This window comes from Neobacillus solisequens (assembly GCF_051233465.1).
Lineage (GTDB): Bacteria > Bacillota > Bacilli > Bacillales > Cytobacillaceae > Neobacillus.
This window is the reverse complement of the sequence record NZ_JBKFGJ010000009.1, coordinates 1-17,924: the sequence shown is the minus strand read 5'-3', so window position 1 is coordinate 17,924 and position 17,924 is coordinate 1. Positions and strand designations below refer to the sequence as shown.

13 protein-coding genes are annotated in these 17,924 nt (G+C 40.3%); 2 read left to right on the top strand and 11 right to left on the bottom strand.

Going from position 1 to position 17,924, the window contains the following annotated elements; translation table 11 throughout:
• Positions 1-189 precede the first annotated feature (189 nt).
• From ACI3K6_RS09345 to ACI3K6_RS09320, 6 genes are all read right to left on the bottom strand, one after another.
• Complete coding sequence (locus ACI3K6_RS09345) at positions 190-2,301, bottom strand: Ig-like domain-containing protein (protein WP_435554597.1); 2,112 nt, start codon at positions 2,299-2,301, stop codon at positions 190-192.
• A gap of 348 nt (positions 2,302-2,649) precedes the next feature.
• Positions 2,650-4,281: a cytochrome c3 family protein gene (locus ACI3K6_RS09340; protein WP_435554596.1), complete on the bottom strand. Its 1,632-nt coding sequence runs from the start codon at positions 4,279-4,281 to the stop codon at positions 2,650-2,652.
• 148 nt (positions 4,282-4,429) lie between these two features.
• On the bottom strand, positions 4,430-5,401 hold the full coding sequence (locus ACI3K6_RS09335) for a 6-bladed beta-propeller (protein WP_435554595.1): 972 nt from the start codon (positions 5,399-5,401) through the stop codon (positions 4,430-4,432).
• 2 nt (positions 5,402-5,403) lie between these two features.
• Positions 5,404-6,114 carry a tetratricopeptide repeat protein gene (locus ACI3K6_RS09330; protein ID WP_435554594.1) on the bottom strand — a complete coding sequence of 237 codons (711 nt, stop codon included), beginning with the start codon at positions 6,112-6,114 and terminating at the stop codon, positions 5,404-5,406.
• Between the two features lie 33 nt (positions 6,115-6,147).
• On the bottom strand, positions 6,148-7,320 hold the full coding sequence (locus ACI3K6_RS09325; protein WP_435554593.1) for a cytochrome c3 family protein: 1,173 nt from the start codon (positions 7,318-7,320) through the stop codon (positions 6,148-6,150).
• A 25-nt stretch (positions 7,321-7,345) separates the two neighbouring features.
• Entirely contained in the window at positions 7,346-8,737 is a 1,392-nt protein-coding gene (locus ACI3K6_RS09320) for a cytochrome c3 family protein (protein ID WP_435554592.1), read from the bottom strand.
• 479 nt (positions 8,738-9,216) lie between these two features.
• On the opposite strand from ACI3K6_RS09320, the gene secA reads away from it, so the two are divergent.
• Positions 9,217-11,727 carry a preprotein translocase subunit SecA gene (gene secA, locus ACI3K6_RS09315; RefSeq protein WP_435554591.1) on the top strand — a complete coding sequence of 837 codons (2,511 nt, stop codon included), beginning with the start codon at positions 9,217-9,219 and terminating at the stop codon, positions 11,725-11,727.
• A gap of 225 nt (positions 11,728-11,952) precedes the next feature.
• Here secA and ACI3K6_RS09310 read toward each other — a convergent pair whose 3' ends face one another.
• Together ACI3K6_RS09310 and hpf are read right to left on the bottom strand one after the other, a co-directional pair.
• Positions 11,953-13,188: a DUF5667 domain-containing protein gene (locus tag ACI3K6_RS09310; RefSeq protein ID WP_435554590.1), complete on the bottom strand. Its 1,236-nt coding sequence runs from the start codon at positions 13,186-13,188 to the stop codon at positions 11,953-11,955.
• Between the two features lie 217 nt (positions 13,189-13,405).
• Positions 13,406-13,948, bottom strand: coding sequence for a ribosome hibernation-promoting factor, HPF/YfiA family (gene hpf, locus ACI3K6_RS09305; RefSeq protein WP_335481022.1), 543 nt, complete (start codon positions 13,946-13,948; stop codon positions 13,406-13,408).
• A 269-nt stretch (positions 13,949-14,217) separates the two neighbouring features.
• Here hpf and ACI3K6_RS09300 point away from each other — a divergent pair, with 269 nt between their 5' ends.
• Positions 14,218-14,718 carry a spore coat protein gene (locus tag ACI3K6_RS09300; protein ID WP_435554589.1) on the top strand — a complete coding sequence of 167 codons (501 nt, stop codon included), beginning with the start codon at positions 14,218-14,220 and terminating at the stop codon, positions 14,716-14,718.
• Positions 14,719-14,876: 158 nt separating this feature from the next.
• Here ACI3K6_RS09300 and ACI3K6_RS09295 read toward each other — a convergent pair whose 3' ends face one another.
• From ACI3K6_RS09295 to ACI3K6_RS09285, 3 genes are all read right to left on the bottom strand, one after another.
• Positions 14,877-15,593 carry a ComF family protein gene (locus tag ACI3K6_RS09295; protein ID WP_435554588.1) on the bottom strand — a complete coding sequence of 239 codons (717 nt, stop codon included), beginning with the start codon at positions 15,591-15,593 and terminating at the stop codon, positions 14,877-14,879.
• Positions 15,590-17,104 carry an ATP-dependent helicase ComFA gene (locus ACI3K6_RS09290; RefSeq protein WP_435554587.1) on the bottom strand — a complete coding sequence of 505 codons (1,515 nt, stop codon included), beginning with the start codon at positions 17,102-17,104 and terminating at the stop codon, positions 15,590-15,592. The genes ACI3K6_RS09295 and ACI3K6_RS09290 overlap by 4 nt, the downstream gene beginning before the upstream one ends.
• Positions 17,089-17,924: nuclease-related domain-containing protein (locus ACI3K6_RS09285; RefSeq protein WP_435554586.1), on the bottom strand; the 836-nt coding region annotated here is incomplete at its 5' end. The genes ACI3K6_RS09290 and ACI3K6_RS09285, both read right to left, overlap by 16 nt.

The following is a 17,924-nucleotide window of genomic DNA, read 5'->3' as shown; positions in this document are numbered from 1 at the left end:
TTTCGTCTATTTTTTATGGAATGAGTAGGGAAAATCCCATTATTCGATAAATGCTTTTTGCACAACCAATGGTGTGTGTTGGAGATTTATGACAAGCATCTCCAGTACAATTCGTCGAAGACAAATAACTATGTAGAAATCCTTCCAACACTAAAAAAAGAAAAAGTCGAGAGTCCTGTCTCTCGACTTTTAAGGAAGTTTACCTTTTTTCGGCGCATGAGCAGACTCCATAAATGCTTTTTGCTCATCTGTACTATCACTATGACATTTCGAACATGCTTTAGTACTGGTTTTATTATGATCAGGGATGGCCGGATTCATCTCTATTCCAGTTGTCTGGTCATAAATGGCTGTTCCCGTAATACCATAAATGGCTGTTGAACCGTTATGGCAGGAAACACAAAACTTTCTTTCTTTTTCAGCATCCCATGTGCCTGTTTTTTCATCAAAGGCAGTTGGATTATCGTGGCCCATTTGGGTCTTTAAATTATATATATTGCTGGAGCCATGTGTATCATGACACTCAGCACATGGAATATGCCCTGCTAAAGGACTTCCGTCTTGAGCTTTTATGATATGTTCTGAGAAATTTTTCTCTTCCACAGAGATTTCTCTTTTTGCGAAGGAAGAAGTCCCATTCTTTTCATCATATTGTTTCTGTATTTCTTCGGTTAAATTATTATAATAGTTGGCAATATCAGCTGCTTTATCATATTTTAGTTGGAAATCATGATTATGACAGCGAAGGCAAAGCTGATAATCCTCATATATCCCTAAAGCTGTGTTTGATTTTTTATAATTAAATACACGGTACTCAACGGCCGGATTTGCAATTAATTCCCCGCTATTTGATTCATGACAAGACTCACAAAGCTGGTCTTTGCTGCTTATTTCTCCAGTAGGTTTATTTTGATTTGGATCAGATTTCGGCAAATGCGTGTATGTAATTTCATCTTGAAGCAGATTCGGATTATTGGCTGACCAATCTAAATGCGGATTATGACAGCTTGCACAAGCACTTCCGTTTGGTTTTCCATCTTTGGTTACAGCCGCTTTATGGATATTTGTACTTTGCGTATTTTCAGCAATGGGTGCACCTGTCCCATCATGACAGGCCATACAATAATTATCCATATCAACCACTTGTTCTTGCTGGGATTCATCTTTCAATTTCGCCGATAGCAAATTAGGATTTTGAGCATTATGGGAACTATGGCAATTCGCACAAATATTCACATTATTCTCGTATCCACCATGTGGATTTTTATGGGTTTCTGATGGAATACTGACCGTTGTGAAAGACCAAAATTTAGGAAATGTGCCATTACCGGCTAAATCTACCAATCCTGCTGGATTGATCATCACTTTATATCTAGTACTTGGTGACAGCGGGTCTTTCGGAGTAAACATTATTTCCTTTGTAGTTTGATTATATTGTATTGTTCCCTCAACAGGACTGCCATTACGTATGACACTTATGCTGTTGCTAATCAATTGTTCGTCTAATGAAGAAGTATCAGAAACCTTTACTTTAATAGTTGACGTTAATGGAACTTGAGTCATATCCTGCTTGGGTGAAACATCCGGTAAAACAATTGGCCTCAACGTGTCCAGTGTGAAAGCAACTTTCTTCATACTTCCCTGATTTCCTGCCTGATCAATCGCCTTTACATAGACGGTATGGGTGCCCTCAGTTAATTGAGAGTAAATAGATGACCAGTTTCCTTCGTTATCCGCTAATACAGATAACCACGATCCGGTAACTTGACCTTCTGAATCCTCACTGCAATCCATGCAAATTTCCACAGTGGAATCAGCTTCTGTTTTACCTTCTAAAGTCTTTGAATTTGTAAGCTTTCCTTCGATTGGTGCTGAAACTGTAATAGTAGGTGGGGTTACATCAATGGTTATTTTTATAGCATCTGAAACTAGGGAGTTCCCATCAGCAACGGCAATGGCGGTAAAAATATGAGTTCCTTCAGTCAAAGATGTAATAGGAATAGACCAAGAATTTCCACTTACATTGTATGGCGCATTAATTTCTTCTCCACTATCAAAAAGAGTAATAGATTCAGTTGTGGTAACGTTTTCTATAGTTCCAGTAACAGTTATGTTTGTTTCATTTAAAAAATCACCTGTCACTGGTGAAGTAATCGTTATCTTTGGATCTGTCCCAGTTAGTCCCGCTCCTTTAACACTTGAATCGGGAAGGATTTGTTGGGGCCCAAATAATTGAATACATAAAACAAGAATAATTGATACATACAACTTGATTTTATGTAGGAGTCCTCTTTTTCCCATTAGTACCCCTCTTTTCCACTATTTATGCCGTCCAAATGTAGTCTATAAATATATTTTAATCCTCAAGATGATGGGGTACTAGTAGATATAAGGATTATTCAATAAATATTCATATATGTATATTGAAAAAATAATTTACATATAAATTTACGGAAAGCCCTCTTTTAACTGTTCTTCCGTATACTTTTTCACTTGAAATTTTTATTGAGAAATTGACAATTTAGTGTCAGAAATGGTAAATTTATTAGGTGATTAAATAAGGTGCTATGCTTACGCATAGCACCCTATTTTCTAAAAGAATTTTTACTTTGAGCTAATAATTAGTTGCCGCTAATTGTTAGCTTTTTTTTATTGTTGTACTCCATTAACGGTAGGCATTCCAATTGGGTGATCTGCTTCACGCTCAGTGTTCTTGATTGTTTCAGCGTGAGAGCTGTTATGACAAGCCCAACATACTGACATGTTAGTGTATTTCTTAAGAGCAGAAGAAGAGTTAACATCTGTCATGTAGGCTTCAGCTCCAGCAGTATCTCCCGCAAACTTACCACCAACTGCAGTTAAATCAGTAATTGTGCGTCCAAGAGAATCTTTCATGATGTATGCGTCAGTACCGTGACCGTAGTGGCAACGTACGCAAGTGTAAGAGTCGCTGTTTGTGCTGTGGCGGTAGGCAGCATATTCATCACCGAAGTGTGATTTCTTGCCCTCAGAGTTACCTTGCAGGTAGTCAGTGTGACAAGATGCACAGAATTTGGACATTGCAACACCAATACCTGTAACTTTTGCAGAACCACCAGTACCTGTTACTGTGTAGCCAAGGTCTTTTAACTTTTGTTCAGAAACACCTAATAAATCTACAGTAGAGCCGTTCCAATAAGCACCTTGGTTAACTGAGTGTGTTGCCGCATTTTCTTCCATTTTAACTACTACAGGACGAGCGAGCCAACCGGCAGTAGCAGAAGTCAGAGCTGTAGCACCTGCTCCAGAAGTAGAATAAGCTTGTGCATGTTCGTAGTCAAAGTAAACACCGGAAGTTGAACCATATGCAGCGATAGTACCCTTATTTACAATAAAGTCTGTTTCAACTACATCTGCTGTCGCTGGGTTATCTCCTAATACTACACCTTTTACTAAACGAGACCAGTAAGTCATACCGTCTGTGCGAAGGTCATAGCCATATAACCATGGAGCTTCAGATTTTACATAGCTATAGGTAGTAGTTGTTGCATCGACCTTAGTACTAAGTTTGTTATATTGTGCTACAGTAACTACTCCATTACCGTCCACTGAGCGATATAATACAATAGCAGGTGAAGTAGCATCAGCTGTTAAATCAGTTACTACTGGAACGTTCACTAACTGCATACCACCTTCAGAAGTTGGCATTGAAGCAATTCCGTTTGGATTGTATTGCAATAAACGGTCAGAGTAAGATCCGTGTGGTGCGTGACAGCTTGCACAGTTGAAGTTTTCGCTCCACTTTGTTCCACTAGTTTTAGAATCGGCAATTTTATTACCACCAGGAGCAGCACTGATTTTTAAAACATCGTTAGCTTGGTGCTGAGATGCACCATGAGTACCGCCGAATGTACCTGCGCCGGTCATTTTAGCAGTTTCACCGCTAGCAAATACGTTGGCAAAACCTAAAGTACCATCGTGACAAGCAGAACAAGTGTTATAAACACTATCTGCAAATAGCAATTGATCGCCTTTTGAAGTATGCGTTTGGTGACAGCTTGCACATGAGTTTGTGTTATTTTGATATGAAGTGTGCACGTTTTGACCAGTTAAAGCTTTTACTACAGATCCTTTTGTAGAACCGTCATTTGTGTCCGCACCAACACCAGTATTGTTTGCATTCTGGTTTGTAGGTTCAACACCCGGTCCTGGAGACAGTGTTGTTCCTGCTGCAGAAGCAGCTGCTGCAAAAATACCAAACAGCATGATTGCGAACAAGAAGCTTAAACTAAACTTTCTCATTCTTAAAACCTCCCAAATAATCTCTCTTTTTCTCTCTTTTTTTATTTTCTCTCTGAAAAGAACTTATGCTCCCTACTTTTCTATACCACCCCCTTTAATGTGAAGGAATTTGGTAATAAATCTACATCATTACTTTTCTAGGGTGATATTATTTGAATACTTGAACCCTGATATTCAATGTATCAGTGATATACACATTATCATTTTCGTCGATAAATAATCCGTTCGGCAGAGAGAACTGTCCATTATTTTCACCCATACCGCCAAATTCAAATACCTTTTTACCGTCTTTATCAAAACCGTAAACAAGGTGGGTCAGGTTACTTACTACATACATAATGCCACGGCTGTCAATTCCAATTCCACGAGGGTTAACAAAGATAGATTCGCCTTTGCCATTATTGGAACCATTAATGATTTTTTTAAACTTACCTTGTTTATCGAAAATTTGCACACGTTGATTAGCAGTGTCGACAACGTAAATATTACCTTCTTCGTCGGCAGTAATACCGTTGGGAGCATTGAACTCACCGTCTTTTGTGCCTGGTTTGCCTACTTCTAGAAGCAGTTTTCCATTCATATCGAAAACATAGGCTTTGTTTGTTTTAATATCTGTTACGTAGACCTTTTTATTAATTATTCGCAATGCTGCAGGCGCTGAAATTTGCTTATCAGCGGTAGCTTGAGGCGCGAAATAGTCTATAAATTTCCCCTTTTCATCAAAAATTGAGATATTTCCATTATATAAATCAGCTACAAAGACTCTTCCTTTATCATCAACTGAAATGCCGTAAGGAAATTTAAATTGTCCTTTACCTGTACCATCTTCCCCGAAAGAAAATAATAGGTTCCCGGTGGCATCATATGCAAGCACACGTTTATTATTTGTATCAGATACATAAGTGAAAGAGCTGTTAGCAGCTATATCCATCGGTTTAGCCATTGGTTTATCAAAATCTCCGGTAAGCTGCCGACTGTATTTGGGAGCGCCCTTTGGATTTAGGGCATCGATTAATCCCGTATCAATGGCTTTTGTTTGATTCATAAATAAAAAGGTAAATACTGCTGCAGTGGTAATAGCAATAAGGGCCATTCCGATATATACATTACGTCTTTTCATTGTTATTCACCCTTAGCCTTTGTGTCTTTATCTTTTAATCTTTCAAGCCCATCAAGGGCATCCTTATATAATGGATCATATTGAAGGGCATCCTTATAGATTGCAATTGCATCTTTATATTTCCCTTGCGCTTCAGCGACCATGCCGATTTGATAAATAATATCGGAATTCGTTGGAGCCAGCTTATTTGCCTCTTCAAGCGAATTTGTGGCCTTGTCGTACTCTTTTAATCCCCGATAGGCAATCCCCATTTGTACATAGCCCTTATAGTCCTTAGGAGCAATTTTTACAGCCTTCTCAAATTCAATCAGTGCCTCGTTATAGCTTTCTTCCTTAATATAAACCAACCCTAAATTGTAACGGGCATCATAATAATTCTTATCTTTATCTAATACATATTCAAACTGTTTGATTGCTTCGTCATTATCCCCTTTTAAGTAATAGGTGTATCCCAGCACAATTCGGTCTTCTAGATTGGCAGGATCTTTCCTGACCGCTTCCTTATAGTAATCTAGTTGTTCGTTCACTCGCTTCATATCAATGTCATTCCAAAAATAAAAGTGACCGAGAGCATAACCAGTACCTACTGAAATACCTAATGTAAGTAATAACAGAAGGAATGCTGTTCTCTTCTTAAAAGTTTTTGGCTGCTTTTTTGTTTTTTTCTCTGCTGTCTTATTTTCCATTTCCTGAGGTACTTTCTCTGCTTCCATACTTAAATCCCCTCTCGGAATCTATTCTGTTAACTAATTATTTTTGTGACACTTTGTACATGTTTTTTCAACATGACATTTTAAGCATGTTTTATCAAACTTCTGATTTTGTGGTACTTCAATTGGGTGACCTTTCCTCCAATTATCCTTGTGTGAACTTGGATGACAGGATGCGCATTGCACCCTCGTAACCGGTGAATCACTTGTAATTCGGTTATCATGGCAAGTGAAACACTTTTGTGTATCCTTTGATAAGGTTCCATGCCTTGTCATAAACGATGAAATTTTATGGCTTTCAGGTTTTTTTCCATGGCAATCTTTACAGAAGGTGTTGGTTTTCGCATATTGAGTAACCGTTAAACCATTGGAAGTTCCACTTGTATCTGTACTTCCTTTTTCTAAAAATTGAGAGTAAACAGGTTCTTCTTTAAATAAGTCATAACTTTCTTTGGACATATAAGAATGGCACTGTTCGCATTTTTTCAAATCTGAAGATTGAATTTTCCCATGACTTCCAGCTTTGAATTCTTCTGTTTTATGGTTTTTCGGAACCATGGTTGTTTCGTGACAAGTTTTACATTCAACTGATACTTTCCGTGCTTTGTGGCATTCCATGCAAGTATCCATATCCGGACTTGTATACTTCTTATCACTCATAAAGGCAACACCCAGTTTTTCGTCCCATTTTCCATAATCGCTCTTGTAGGTAACTTTTCGATCCGAGATTTTTCCATGGGCTACTCCACTATGGCACTCCGTACACTTAATTCTTTCTTTTTTATGTTTCATGTGAGGAATGATGATATCACCAGAAGCAGTGACATCACGGGTTGCCAAATTGTGACACTTTTCACAAGCTGAATCCGGAATGAGTTTTGGCATTTTAATTGGAGCCAAATAATTGTCAGTTTGATTTTTGTATAATTCTAAGATACCTTCTCCTTTTGCTTTAGCGTAATTCTCTACTCCTGGTTGAATATGACAGCTATCGCATTCAACCTCGCTGTGAGATGAAGCCTTCCACGTATAATATTGCGGCTTCATCTCATGGCAGGAGGAGCAAAACTCAGATGTTGATGTTGCTTCCAGTCCGAAGTATCCGAGACCAAAGAAAACGGCTAGAAACAACACCACCATGGTTGCATATTTAAATAATTTATAGCGAGTCTTGGGAGGGGCCGGCAGCTCGTTACGCTCCTCTTCCATAATGAGTCCCTCCTGTTACGATGGTTTAATTCTTCACATCCGTCTTGAAGCCGGTTCTATGACAGTATTGGCAATATACATCGGTTGGTGCTTTGACCTCTGTTGAACCTTCTTTCGGTTTTTCGCGATCGTGGCAGACGTAGCATTCGGCCTTTTGCTCTGGTGTTTGGGCTTTGGCTGCGTGAGCGGTTAACCATTGATCACTTTGAACGTGTCCTGGAGGACGATTACCGTGACAAGCACTACAGAATTTGTTCACGCGTGATTGATCTTTAACCACTGTAAGGTTCGGTGTATATTTGGATGTTTCCGTTTCCTGCTGCTTCATTTTCAATAGAGAGATGATGTCTTCTTTTGGAATTTCTCTGATCCATTTTGAGTCTTGGTGGCAGTTGACGCATTTGTTGAGTTCTTGAATGGCGGTGCCGCCGTGTGCTTGACTCCAGTCAGCCACTTTGTGGTTGGCTGGGACTTTTATTTTCTTATGGCAGGTTTCGCATACCATTGAGAGTTTGACATCTTTTTGTTGTTTACCGATGGCTTGCAAAATGATATCTTGTGTTTTTTGATCATGCTCCGCTACCGTTGCCTCTGTACCTTCGCCCGCTGTTGTTGTTTCAGTTGTAGTGCTTTCTGTGGATTTCTTCTTATTTTCTTCTAATTTTTTATCTACTTCTTCAGGATTTGGCGGAACGCTGTAGGAAAGTTCCTTCCACGGTTTTTCTCCGTTGTTGACTTTGTCGTGACAGTCAATACAGGTTCCCATGTTTGGAGCCAGGTATTTCTTCTCCATTAACTTTTCTGCAGTTTCTTTGGTGTATTCACCGCGTACTTCTTCAACGTTAATGCCACGGCTGGCTATTTTCGCATGCACCACACCTTGGTGGCAGGTAATACAAGGGATATCTTGTTCAATATGTCCTTTGTGGTTCACTTTTAAGTCACCTGATGCAGTGACAAGGCGGTTTTTGGAGTGGCATTGTAAACAGTTTTGATTAGAAATCGCTTCTTCTTCTGTTTGGACAATTTGTTCAGGAACACCGGTTACATGGTAATAAACTTCTTTCATGGATTTCATTTTATGGGTTACCATGTTGATAAATCCCGGTTTAATGTGGCACTGTACGCAGGAGATTTGGTTATGCGCACTAGCTGTATAGGTAGTATATTCGGGTGCCATTTCGTGACAGCTGGAGCAGAATGTTGGCGAGTTCGTAAAGGATATGACTCCATAACCTCCGCCTCCCACTACAATTAACGCTATTAACGAAACAAACATCGCTTTCCAACGTGTGACGGGATCCTTCCAATCTATGTTTTTGACTTTTTGCCAAAGTCTGCGGAATAGGCCCTTTTTTTTCTCTTCTCTAGATTCGGGATCGGTTTCTATCTTTTTCTTCTTCCCCCATATGGCCACTTTCCTCACCCTTCCCATATTTTATTGATTCTCTATCTATTTTCCATTTTTACCTCTCTAACAGTAGTATCCGACTTCAATAGGTATATTCCAATGTACAAATTGTGAATATTTACTCATTCACAGAATTGTTACATTTTACCTAGAAATAGCCCTTTAATCCTTGATATACATAGATTTCGTTAATAACATTAAAATAGTGTTTACATGAATACATTAGAATTTTTATACAAACTAAAACGCTTACATGCAATACTAATTCCATTATAATTCGTTTTGGATTATTCTGGTTAGGTCTACCTATAACTTCCATATTATTGTCATATTTGACAAAGTTCCGAACAAGGTTGTATGACCTCTATTGTTGTCACTCCATACTGGAAATGGTAAGATGATTATGGAAATGACTATTTATTTTTAAAAAGACGTTTGACGAAATGATTTCTTTAGTCTCGATAAAAAGGAGCGTTCATTACTTAATGGGGATCTTAGATAAAGTATTTGACTTGAATAAGCGTGAGCTAAAGCGATTGGATAAGCTTGCCGTAAAAATTGATGCGCTTGCGTCAGAAACAGAAAGATTATCAGAAGAGCAGCTTCGTGAAAAAACGGCTGAATTCAAGGCCCGCTACCAACAGGGTGAGACACTGGATGACCTCCTTGTTGAAGCCTTTGCGGTTGTGCGCGAGGGCGCTCGCCGTGTGCTTGGCCTTTACCCATACCATGTACAATTAATGGGAGGTATTTCCCTTCATGAAGGGAATATTTCCGAAATGAAAACCGGTGAAGGGAAAACCTTGACTGCGACCATGCCGGTTTACCTAAATGCCCTGTCCGGCAAAGGCGTTCATGTTGTAACCGTCAACGAATACTTAGCCAGCCGTGATGCCACTGAGATGGGACAGCTTTATGAATTTTTAGGACTAACCGTTGGCTTAAACTTAAACAGCATGGAGAAGGATGAAAAGCAGGTTGCATATGCCGCTGATATTACCTATGGTACGAACAACGAATTTGGTTTCGACTATCTGCGCGATAACATGGTGCTTTATAAGGAACAAAAGGTTCAGCGGCCGCTCTTTTATGCGGTTATTGACGAGGTTGACTCCATTCTAATTGATGAAGCCCGGACACCATTGATTATTTCCGGTTCAGCACAAAAGTCGACGGTTCTTTATATCCAAGCAAACGCGTTTGTTCGTACGCTCACGAAGGATATCGATTATACGTACGATGAAAAAACCAAAGCCGTTATGCTGACCGAAGAAGGAATCAGCAAGTCAGAAAAGGCTTTCGGTATTGAAAACCTGTTCGATTATTCGCATGTTACCTTAAACCACCATATTAATCAGGCTTTGAAAGCCAATGTGACCATGCACTTGGATGTTGATTATGTAGTGCAGGACGGCGAAATTGTGATCGTTGACCAATTTACCGGTCGTTTGATGAAGGGCCGCCGCTACAGTGAAGGGTTACACCAGGCGATTGAAGCCAAAGAAGGTGTGGAAATTCAGAACGAAAGCCAGACGATGGCGACGATTACCTTCCAAAACTACTTCCGTATGTATGAAAAACTGGCCGGGATGACCGGTACTGCTAAGACGGAAGAAGAGGAATTCCGTAACATTTATAATATGAATGTTATCGTCATACCGACAAATAGACCAATAGTCCGTGACGACCGTGCTGATTTAATTTACGCCTCCATGGAAGGCAAGTTCAATGCCGTTGTGGAAGATATTGCAGAGCGTCATAAAAACGGACAGCCGATCCTTGTCGGTACTGTAGCGATTGAAACCTCTGAATTGATTTCTCGGATGCTGATTAAAAGAGGCATTCGCCATAACGTCTTGAATGCGAAAAACCATGCCCGTGAGGCTGAAATTATTGCCGAAGCTGGACAAACTGGTTCTGTTACGATTGCTACCAACATGGCCGGTCGTGGTACGGACATTAAGCTCGGCGAAGGTGTCAAAGAAGTCGGTGGACTTGCTGTCATTGGTACCGAGCGCCACGAGAGCCGCCGGATTGATAACCAGCTCCGCGGACGTTCCGGACGTCAAGGGGACCCTGGTATAACCCAGTTCTATCTATCGATGGAAGACGAATTAATGCGCCGATTCGGTTCTGATAATATGAAAACTATGATGGAGCGCCTTGGAATGGATGATTCTCAGCCAATTCAGAGCAAAATGGTGTCACGTGCTGTTGAATCCGCGCAAAAACGCGTGGAGGGCAACAACTTTGATGCCCGTAAACAATTGCTGCAGTATGACGATGTTCTTCGCCAGCAGCGCGAGATCATTTATAAGCAACGTGATGAAGTAATGGAATCTGAAAACCTTCGTGAAATTGTTCAAAGTATGATTTTACGATCCATCGAGCGCAATGTGGCAGCACACGCTTCTCGTCATGAGGATGAGGAAGAATGGAACCTTCAAGGGGTTGTGGACTATTGCAATGCCAACTTGCTTCATGAAGGCGACATTACCTTAGACGATTTAAAAGGAAAAGATCCGGATGACATCGTGGAAACCATCTATGCGAAGGTGAGAGAACGCTACGAGGAAAAAGAACAGCTACTCTATCCAGAGCAAATGCGCGAATTTGAAAAGGTCGTTACGCTGCGTGCAGTTGACTCACATTGGATTGACCATATCGACGCAATGGACCAGCTGCGCCAAGGCATTCACCTTCGTGCTTACGGTCAGACCGACCCGCTTCGCGAATACCAGCATGAAGGCTTCGCAATGTTTGAGGCGATGATTCAGTCGATTGAAGAAGAAACAGCCCTTTATATCATGAAAGCGGAAATCCGCAATAACTTGGAACGCCAGGAAGTGGCTAAGGGCCAAGCCGTGAATCCAAAAGAAGACGGCGAAAATGTGAAAAAGAAACCAAAAGTAAACAAAGAAAACATTGGCCGCAATGACCCATGCCCTTGCGGAAGCGGCAAGAAATATAAGAACTGTCATGGGGCAATAAGTTAAGCATTATAAGAAAGAGCTGGTACGAATGTGTGCCAGCTCTTTTTATTACTAAATACCTTAATAAATTGTAAAAGGATAATAAATCCCTACTTTTTTCTTCATTTTTTTGGTCATTCTCCCTTAATTGGAATGGCATTATTTCACTAAAAAATAACGGACATATTGTATGCCTGTATAAAAAAAGAAGGCGCACCTATTACTAGCGCCCCCTCATTTGTACACTTCTTAATGATTTCCCTTTTTTCCTTCTTCGTGCTTTTCAGCCTTTTGTGGGGCTTTTTCAGCAGCCTTTTGCTGATTTTCTTGAGTTTTATTTGCAGCTTGTTGTTGCTTCACTTGTACCTTTTGAGCAACTTCTTGCTTTTTCTGTTGACCTTTATTAATGACTGGCTTTCCTTTCACTTCAGTCTTACTCACATCAACCTGTTGATTTTCATCTGAATCAGTAATGGCTTGTCCTTGAGTTTGGCTGGCTGGCTCTTCCACTGCCTCAGTAGTATTCTTGGTTTCGTCTGTAGCATCACTCTTTACTTCGGTTTCGTCTGTAGCCTCTTCAGTCTTACCTTCTGTATCATCGGATACCTGTTCTTTTACTTTGCTCATTTTTTCAGCCAATTTAGTATCTTTTTCTTCAAGTTTTGCAAGTTTCTTATCTAGTTTAGCAAATGACTTTTGAATATTTTTCATAATCGCCTTTTGAGCGGTTGGGTTCTTTACATGAGTCAATGCGGCAGATAAGGCATCAATGTTATGAGCTAAACTCGCTTTAATTTCTGATGTTTCAGTTTTCGTCTCATCTGATTCCTCTTTTGTTGCCCCTTGATCAGTTGTTAGTTTATCAGCAGCTTGCTCTTGAGTAGAGATTGCTTCTTTTAGCACGTCCTCGGCGTCATCTGATTTTCCATCAGCAATTAAAGCGTTTGCCTCGGCAATTCGCTCAGCAGCAAATTGTGATAATAGCTGTGCTTCTTTATGATCATCAAATGTTAAAGCAAGGCGGATCTTTTCCGTCATTAATTTTACAAAATAGAAGAAATCTCCTGGAACCAATGATGGTGTCTTTTCATTATCAGTCACTTGCGCTGATTCATCATCCTGTGCTTTCTCGGCTTCATCTGATACATTTTCCGTTTCATCCGCTTTGTTTTCCTCGGTTGCCTCTGTTTCTGTGGCGGTATTATCAGAAGTATCTGCTTCAGTCGTTTCCACTCGTTCAGTTGTACCGTTGTCATCCGCTGTAACAGTCGAATCAGTTGAAGTGCCTTCTGGTTCCGTCGTTGCTGCTTCATCAGTAGTGGCATTCGTGTCCGTGCTAACAGCGGAATCCGTTGTTGTGGCACTAGTCTCCGTTTTTACGGTTGTTTCATCTTCTGCAAACGCAGGACCCACTCCATAAGATAGAATCAAAGTTGATGCTAACACACTGCTGGTTACTAAACTTGCGAGTTTTTTGTTTTTCATGTCGGAATTGTTCCTCCCTTGTTGATGTACTAGATGATACGAAGGAGGATTAGATTTTTGGGTGGTTTTTATAAACTTTTTTTAATAAAAATATTTCCTACATAATCGATGTGTTGTAATTTGAGTTGCCCCAAGAGATTTCGCAAATGAGGAATTCTTCATTTTGACCATCAAAAAACGCCACTCTAGTTACCCAGAGTGGCGTTTGATTTCTTATTTATTGAGCTTCAATTAAACCATAGCGGCCGTCTTTACGTTTGTAAACAACGTTGGTACGATTCGTGTCGGAGTTTGTAAATACGTAGAAGCTGTGACCTAGCATGTTCATTTGCAGGATTGCCTCTTCGCTGTCCATTGGCTTTAGGTCAAAGCGCTTAGTACGGACTAATTCAAGATCTTCATCATCATGAACTTCTGTATTATTAATAGTCGTGAATTGGAAAGAGACATCCCCTTTTTCACGGAATTTACGGTTTACTTTTGTTTTATGCTTGCGGATTTGGCGTTCCAGCTTATCAGTAATAAGATCAATAGCAGCATACATATCGCTATTTGTTTCTTCGGCACGTAGAACAAGCTGAGGCAGCGGAATGGTTACCTCTACTTTAGAAGTTTTATCTGCATTGAATTTAAGATTCACATTTACTTTTGCATTAGGTGCTTCGGTAAAATAACGCTCCAATTTAGATATTTTCTTCTCTACATACTCTCTGATTGCTGGAGTTACCTCAATGTTTTCACCACGTACGTTATAGTTCATTTGGACTCCTCCTTTTATTAAGGCTATGTATTAACATTTCTATTTTGCCCTATGATAATCCTGCTAAATCAGCATTAAAATTTTGTCGATTTTTTGACAAAAACATCAGACAAATAGTGACAATGTTTTTAACCTTATTTGACCCCATTTGGTAACTTTTACTAAAATAATTAGTTACTCACCTTTATTGTAATATTAGTTGGAACAAGTTTCCACCAAAAGCCCTTGGGAATATGGTAAATCGATGTGAAATAGAGGAGGAGTCTAAAATGAGCCATGAAGAGAGAAAATTATTAGCCTGGCACGAGACTTTGGAACTACATGAAATGGTTGCTTTCCAATCGACCGGATTAATGAAATTGAAAATGTCAGTAAATAAAGTGACTGATTCTGAGTTAAAAGAATTATATCTTACATGCATTCATGATCTTGAGGCCAACCTGAGGGAATTACTAAAGTTCTATCCAAACGCCCAAGGATATCAAGCAAGAGATACAGAAGATGTCCGTCAAGATTTAGGATTTTTCGCTGCGGACTTATTAGGCCTTTCCAAAACCTTGGTACGAAATTTAGCAGGAGCGGTCACCGAAACCGCCACACCTTCTTTACGAACAGCCTTCACCAACCAATTAGTTAGTGCTATCCGCGGGCACGAGCGCGTGTTCAACTACATGCACAAGCATGGCTACTACCCTGCATATGACCTTGGCCAACTACTGGGCCATGACATCCAAATCGCCCAAAAAGCCCTAAATATGAGGGTACAGTAATACTAAGATCGGCGGCGATGTGGATCGCCGCCTTTTACCGTGTCTCCATTACAGTTGTCCACCCCAGACGGACAAAATTGCATTTTGTCCACGGGCGGTGCCTGTCACCTTTTTTAACACCTTTTTTTATCACCTTTAAATCACCTTTTTATCCCTTTTTATCTTGCTATGGTGAAGGATTGAACAGTTTGGGCTCCTGCACTTTTGAGAAGTTTGGCGGCGTGCCTTAGGGTGGAGCCAGTGGTATAGATGTCGTCGATGAGGATGATGGATTTTCCGTTTAGTTGGGTGTTGGATTTGAGTTGGAATACTTGGGGAAGATGGATTCGTTCGGTCCGTGATTTTTTGGATTGTTTTTCGGTGTGGGTTCTGGTGAGGATCTCAGTTGGGGGAAGTCCGGATTCGTTCAACAGGGCGGCTGCCTGGTTGAAGCCCCGCTCGTACTGTCTTTCTTCGCTTAGAGGAATCGGAACATAAAGATCTCCTTCCATATTTGAAATTTCAACCTTGAGCCATTGGGCAAAAATCTTGGCTATTACATAATCTCCACGATATTTAAATTTCGCAATCACTTCTTTCAAAAAATCATTATAACAAAATAGGGATATGTTTCTTACCAACAACTCTTTCCAAACGGAATCCTCCTCCCACCGGAAGCAATCATGGCACAAGTCCCCATGCTGAAACTTCTCATCTAGTTGCAAAAATGGCCTACTGCATATCCGGCACTGCTCCCCAGTTATTTGTTGAAATCTTCCTTCACAACTAGGACAAAGCAAACACTCCTTTTCTCTTGAAAAAAGAGCAATCCAGCCTACTTCCGGTTGTATCCTTTTATTACAAATGATGCATTGATCCTGTCCAAAAAAATTCATGATTGATTCTCCTTTCTATCTATAAGGTCTATAAGACCTCGTTTCACGCCTTCACTGTTCATGGACATAATCTGTTTCTTGGCCTTTAGCATCTCTGAAGTTTTACCATAATGAAAAAAGGTTACATCACCGTATGGAAAATCCTTGCTCCTCCCTGCTCTTCCGGCAATTTGAACGAGGGCACTTTCTGAAAAAATGTCCTCCTCCGCCCCAACCACTACTACATCAATATTCGGAAACGTTACGCCTCGCTCTAGAATGGTCGTCGTCAACAACAAAGGGGTTTGCTTCGCCCTCATCCTTTGAACCTTCTCTTTTCTCTCCGGATCTTCAGCATGGACAGCTTCAATTTTTGGGGAGAATTGCTGCAAAATGGTCAGAGCTTTTTCCATTAACTCGATATGCGGAAAAAATACTAATGCCTGTTTTCCGCTTTGGAGCCTTTTTTGGATATAGTGGATAACATTTGGCGGAAGTTTCCCTTTTTGCAGTTGCTTTTTCCAATTCCCACACCACTCAAATCTCGGAACTGGAAGGGGATAACGATGAAATCTAGCCGGAATCGTGGTAAAACTTCTCCTTCCATATCGGCATTCTCTTTGCCATTTTTCATTGGGAGTGGCAGTCAAATAAATCATCGCAGAGGTCAGTTTCCGAGCCTGAATGGCAGCATATTGCAGTGATTCTTCTACTGTATACGGAAAGGCATCGACTTCATCTAAAATGATAGCATCAAAAGCATGGTAAAATCGCAATAATTGATGGGTTGTGGCAATCGTTAATGGTGCGTACATATGCCGATCCTCGCTTCCCCCGTAAAGGGTCGCGATTGGAATCTCCGGAAAGGCCGATTTCAGGCGTGGCGCAAGTTCCAGAACCACATCTGTTCTTGGTGTGGCAATGCAAATTCTTTTGCCCGAGGCGAGCGCTGCTTCTATTCCTGCAAAAAGGACCTCCGTTTTCCCGGCCCCACAGACAGCCCATATTAACCATTCTTTGTTTTGCATAATCGCATCAGCCACTCTGTTGGATGCCTCCTGCTGTCCTTCGGAAAGCATTCCGTGCCAAGCCATTATTTTTGTAGGAAGAATGGTGTCTGGCACTGGGCCACACCAGCTAATAAGCGGAGTACATTCGCTGATTCTGCCCATCATAATACAGTGGCGGCAATAATAACAGGTTTCTCCACATTTTGAGCATGGGAATGTGGAGAATAGTTGTGGATTTTTATTACCGCAACGTTGACAAATGAGCTGCTTCCCTTGAATATCGATGCCTTTTTTGTAAATGAGATAGCCATTTTCGTAATGTGCTTGTATGATTTCGAGTGTAAAGGGGATATCGTCCAGTAGCAGTTGTTTTCCGGTGAGGTGCTTTTGTAGGTCCTGATTGAAGGGGAATTGGGCATTAAATTGCGGTTGAGAGGTCGTTGGAATCTGGGAAATTTTAAAGGAATCCTCCGCTGAAAAATGAATGGGATTTAAGATTCCGTTTTTCATAGAAAATCGCATTTGTTCATCCTTTCTTGATTCGGGAAATATACACGGTTTTTGGTTGCTCCAGAGGTGGGGAGTTTAAGTGATTGGAGTTTCTTTTGTGAAACATTATTTGATGGAAGGTAGAGAAAATCGCGGCACACAGAATTTGTTATTTCTGGTTTTATTAAATAGAAAAAATCATATATGGCTTCGACATGCGCATCTTTTGATTTGCAACCGCAACTCGGGCAATGCCATATTCCCCCTCTGTAGCAGATTGGAGTATAAGAGCAGGTGGGACAGCTGACACCTGTTTGAAGATCATTTACTTGAAGTGAATATTCTTCTAAAATATTATACTGCTTAGGATTATGGTAGCTAATCACGGTGTTGGCAATTCCCTCAAGTGTTGCCCTATCTACAATTGGTTTATTTAACTGTTTTTCAATATTTATAATCCTGTGAAATATTTCTCTGCCTTTACAGATGTGTCTGAAATCTTCGCGATTGTCCGAATGTGTTTTTAAGTTTGATTTTATGCTGCTAAAAAAAATAAGGTATTCGATAGGTAAAAAATTAAGCTGTTTTTCGGTTAGCCAACATCCTAACAAATAATAATGCCACTTTGCTTGAATCCTGGGATCCTCAAAAACGTCTTCTGTTCCATCATCGTTTTTACGGGTTAGTTGATTAAATGTATTATCGAAGGTTAATTTGCCTTGGATATTTTTCACTTCATTCATAAGGATCCATTTTTGTGAGAGGAGAAGATTGTCAATTTGAAAGTGGATTTCTTTGTACTGCAGCTCAAGGTCGTGGATAATAATGTATTGATCGTGCGGATATTGTTTGA

Bases quoted from the DNA above. Each gene is read 5' to 3' on its own strand.
- ACI3K6_RS09340 (WP_435554596.1), bottom strand. From the start codon at position 4,281: ATGAGAAAGTTTAGTTTAAGCTTCTTGTTCGCAATCATGCTGTTTGGT.
- ACI3K6_RS09335 (WP_435554595.1), bottom strand. From the start codon at position 5,401: ATGAAAAGACGTAATGTATATATCGGAATGGCCCTTATTGCTATTACC.
- ACI3K6_RS09345 (WP_435554597.1), bottom strand. From the start codon at position 2,301: ATGGGAAAAAGAGGACTCCTACATAAAATCAAGTTGTATGTATCAATT.
- ACI3K6_RS09290 (WP_435554587.1), bottom strand. From the start codon at position 17,104: ATGCGATTTTCTATGAAAAACGGAATCTTAAATCCCATTCATTTTTCA.
- ACI3K6_RS09300 (WP_435554589.1), top strand. From the start codon at position 14,218: ATGAGCCATGAAGAGAGAAAATTATTAGCCTGGCACGAGACTTTGGAA.
- ACI3K6_RS09330 (WP_435554594.1), bottom strand. From the start codon at position 6,114: ATGGAAGCAGAGAAAGTACCTCAGGAAATGGAAAATAAGACAGCAGAG.
- ACI3K6_RS09295 (WP_435554588.1), bottom strand. From the start codon at position 15,593: ATGAATTTTTTTGGACAGGATCAATGCATCATTTGTAATAAAAGGATA.
- ACI3K6_RS09310 (WP_435554590.1), bottom strand. From the start codon at position 13,188: ATGAAAAACAAAAAACTCGCAAGTTTAGTAACCAGCAGTGTGTTAGCA.
- hpf (WP_335481022.1), bottom strand. From the start codon at position 13,948: ATGAACTATAACGTACGTGGTGAAAACATTGAGGTAACTCCAGCAATC.
- secA (WP_435554591.1), top strand. From the start codon at position 9,217: ATGGGGATCTTAGATAAAGTATTTGACTTGAATAAGCGTGAGCTAAAG.
- ACI3K6_RS09325 (WP_435554593.1), bottom strand. From the start codon at position 7,320: ATGGAAGAGGAGCGTAACGAGCTGCCGGCCCCTCCCAAGACTCGCTAT.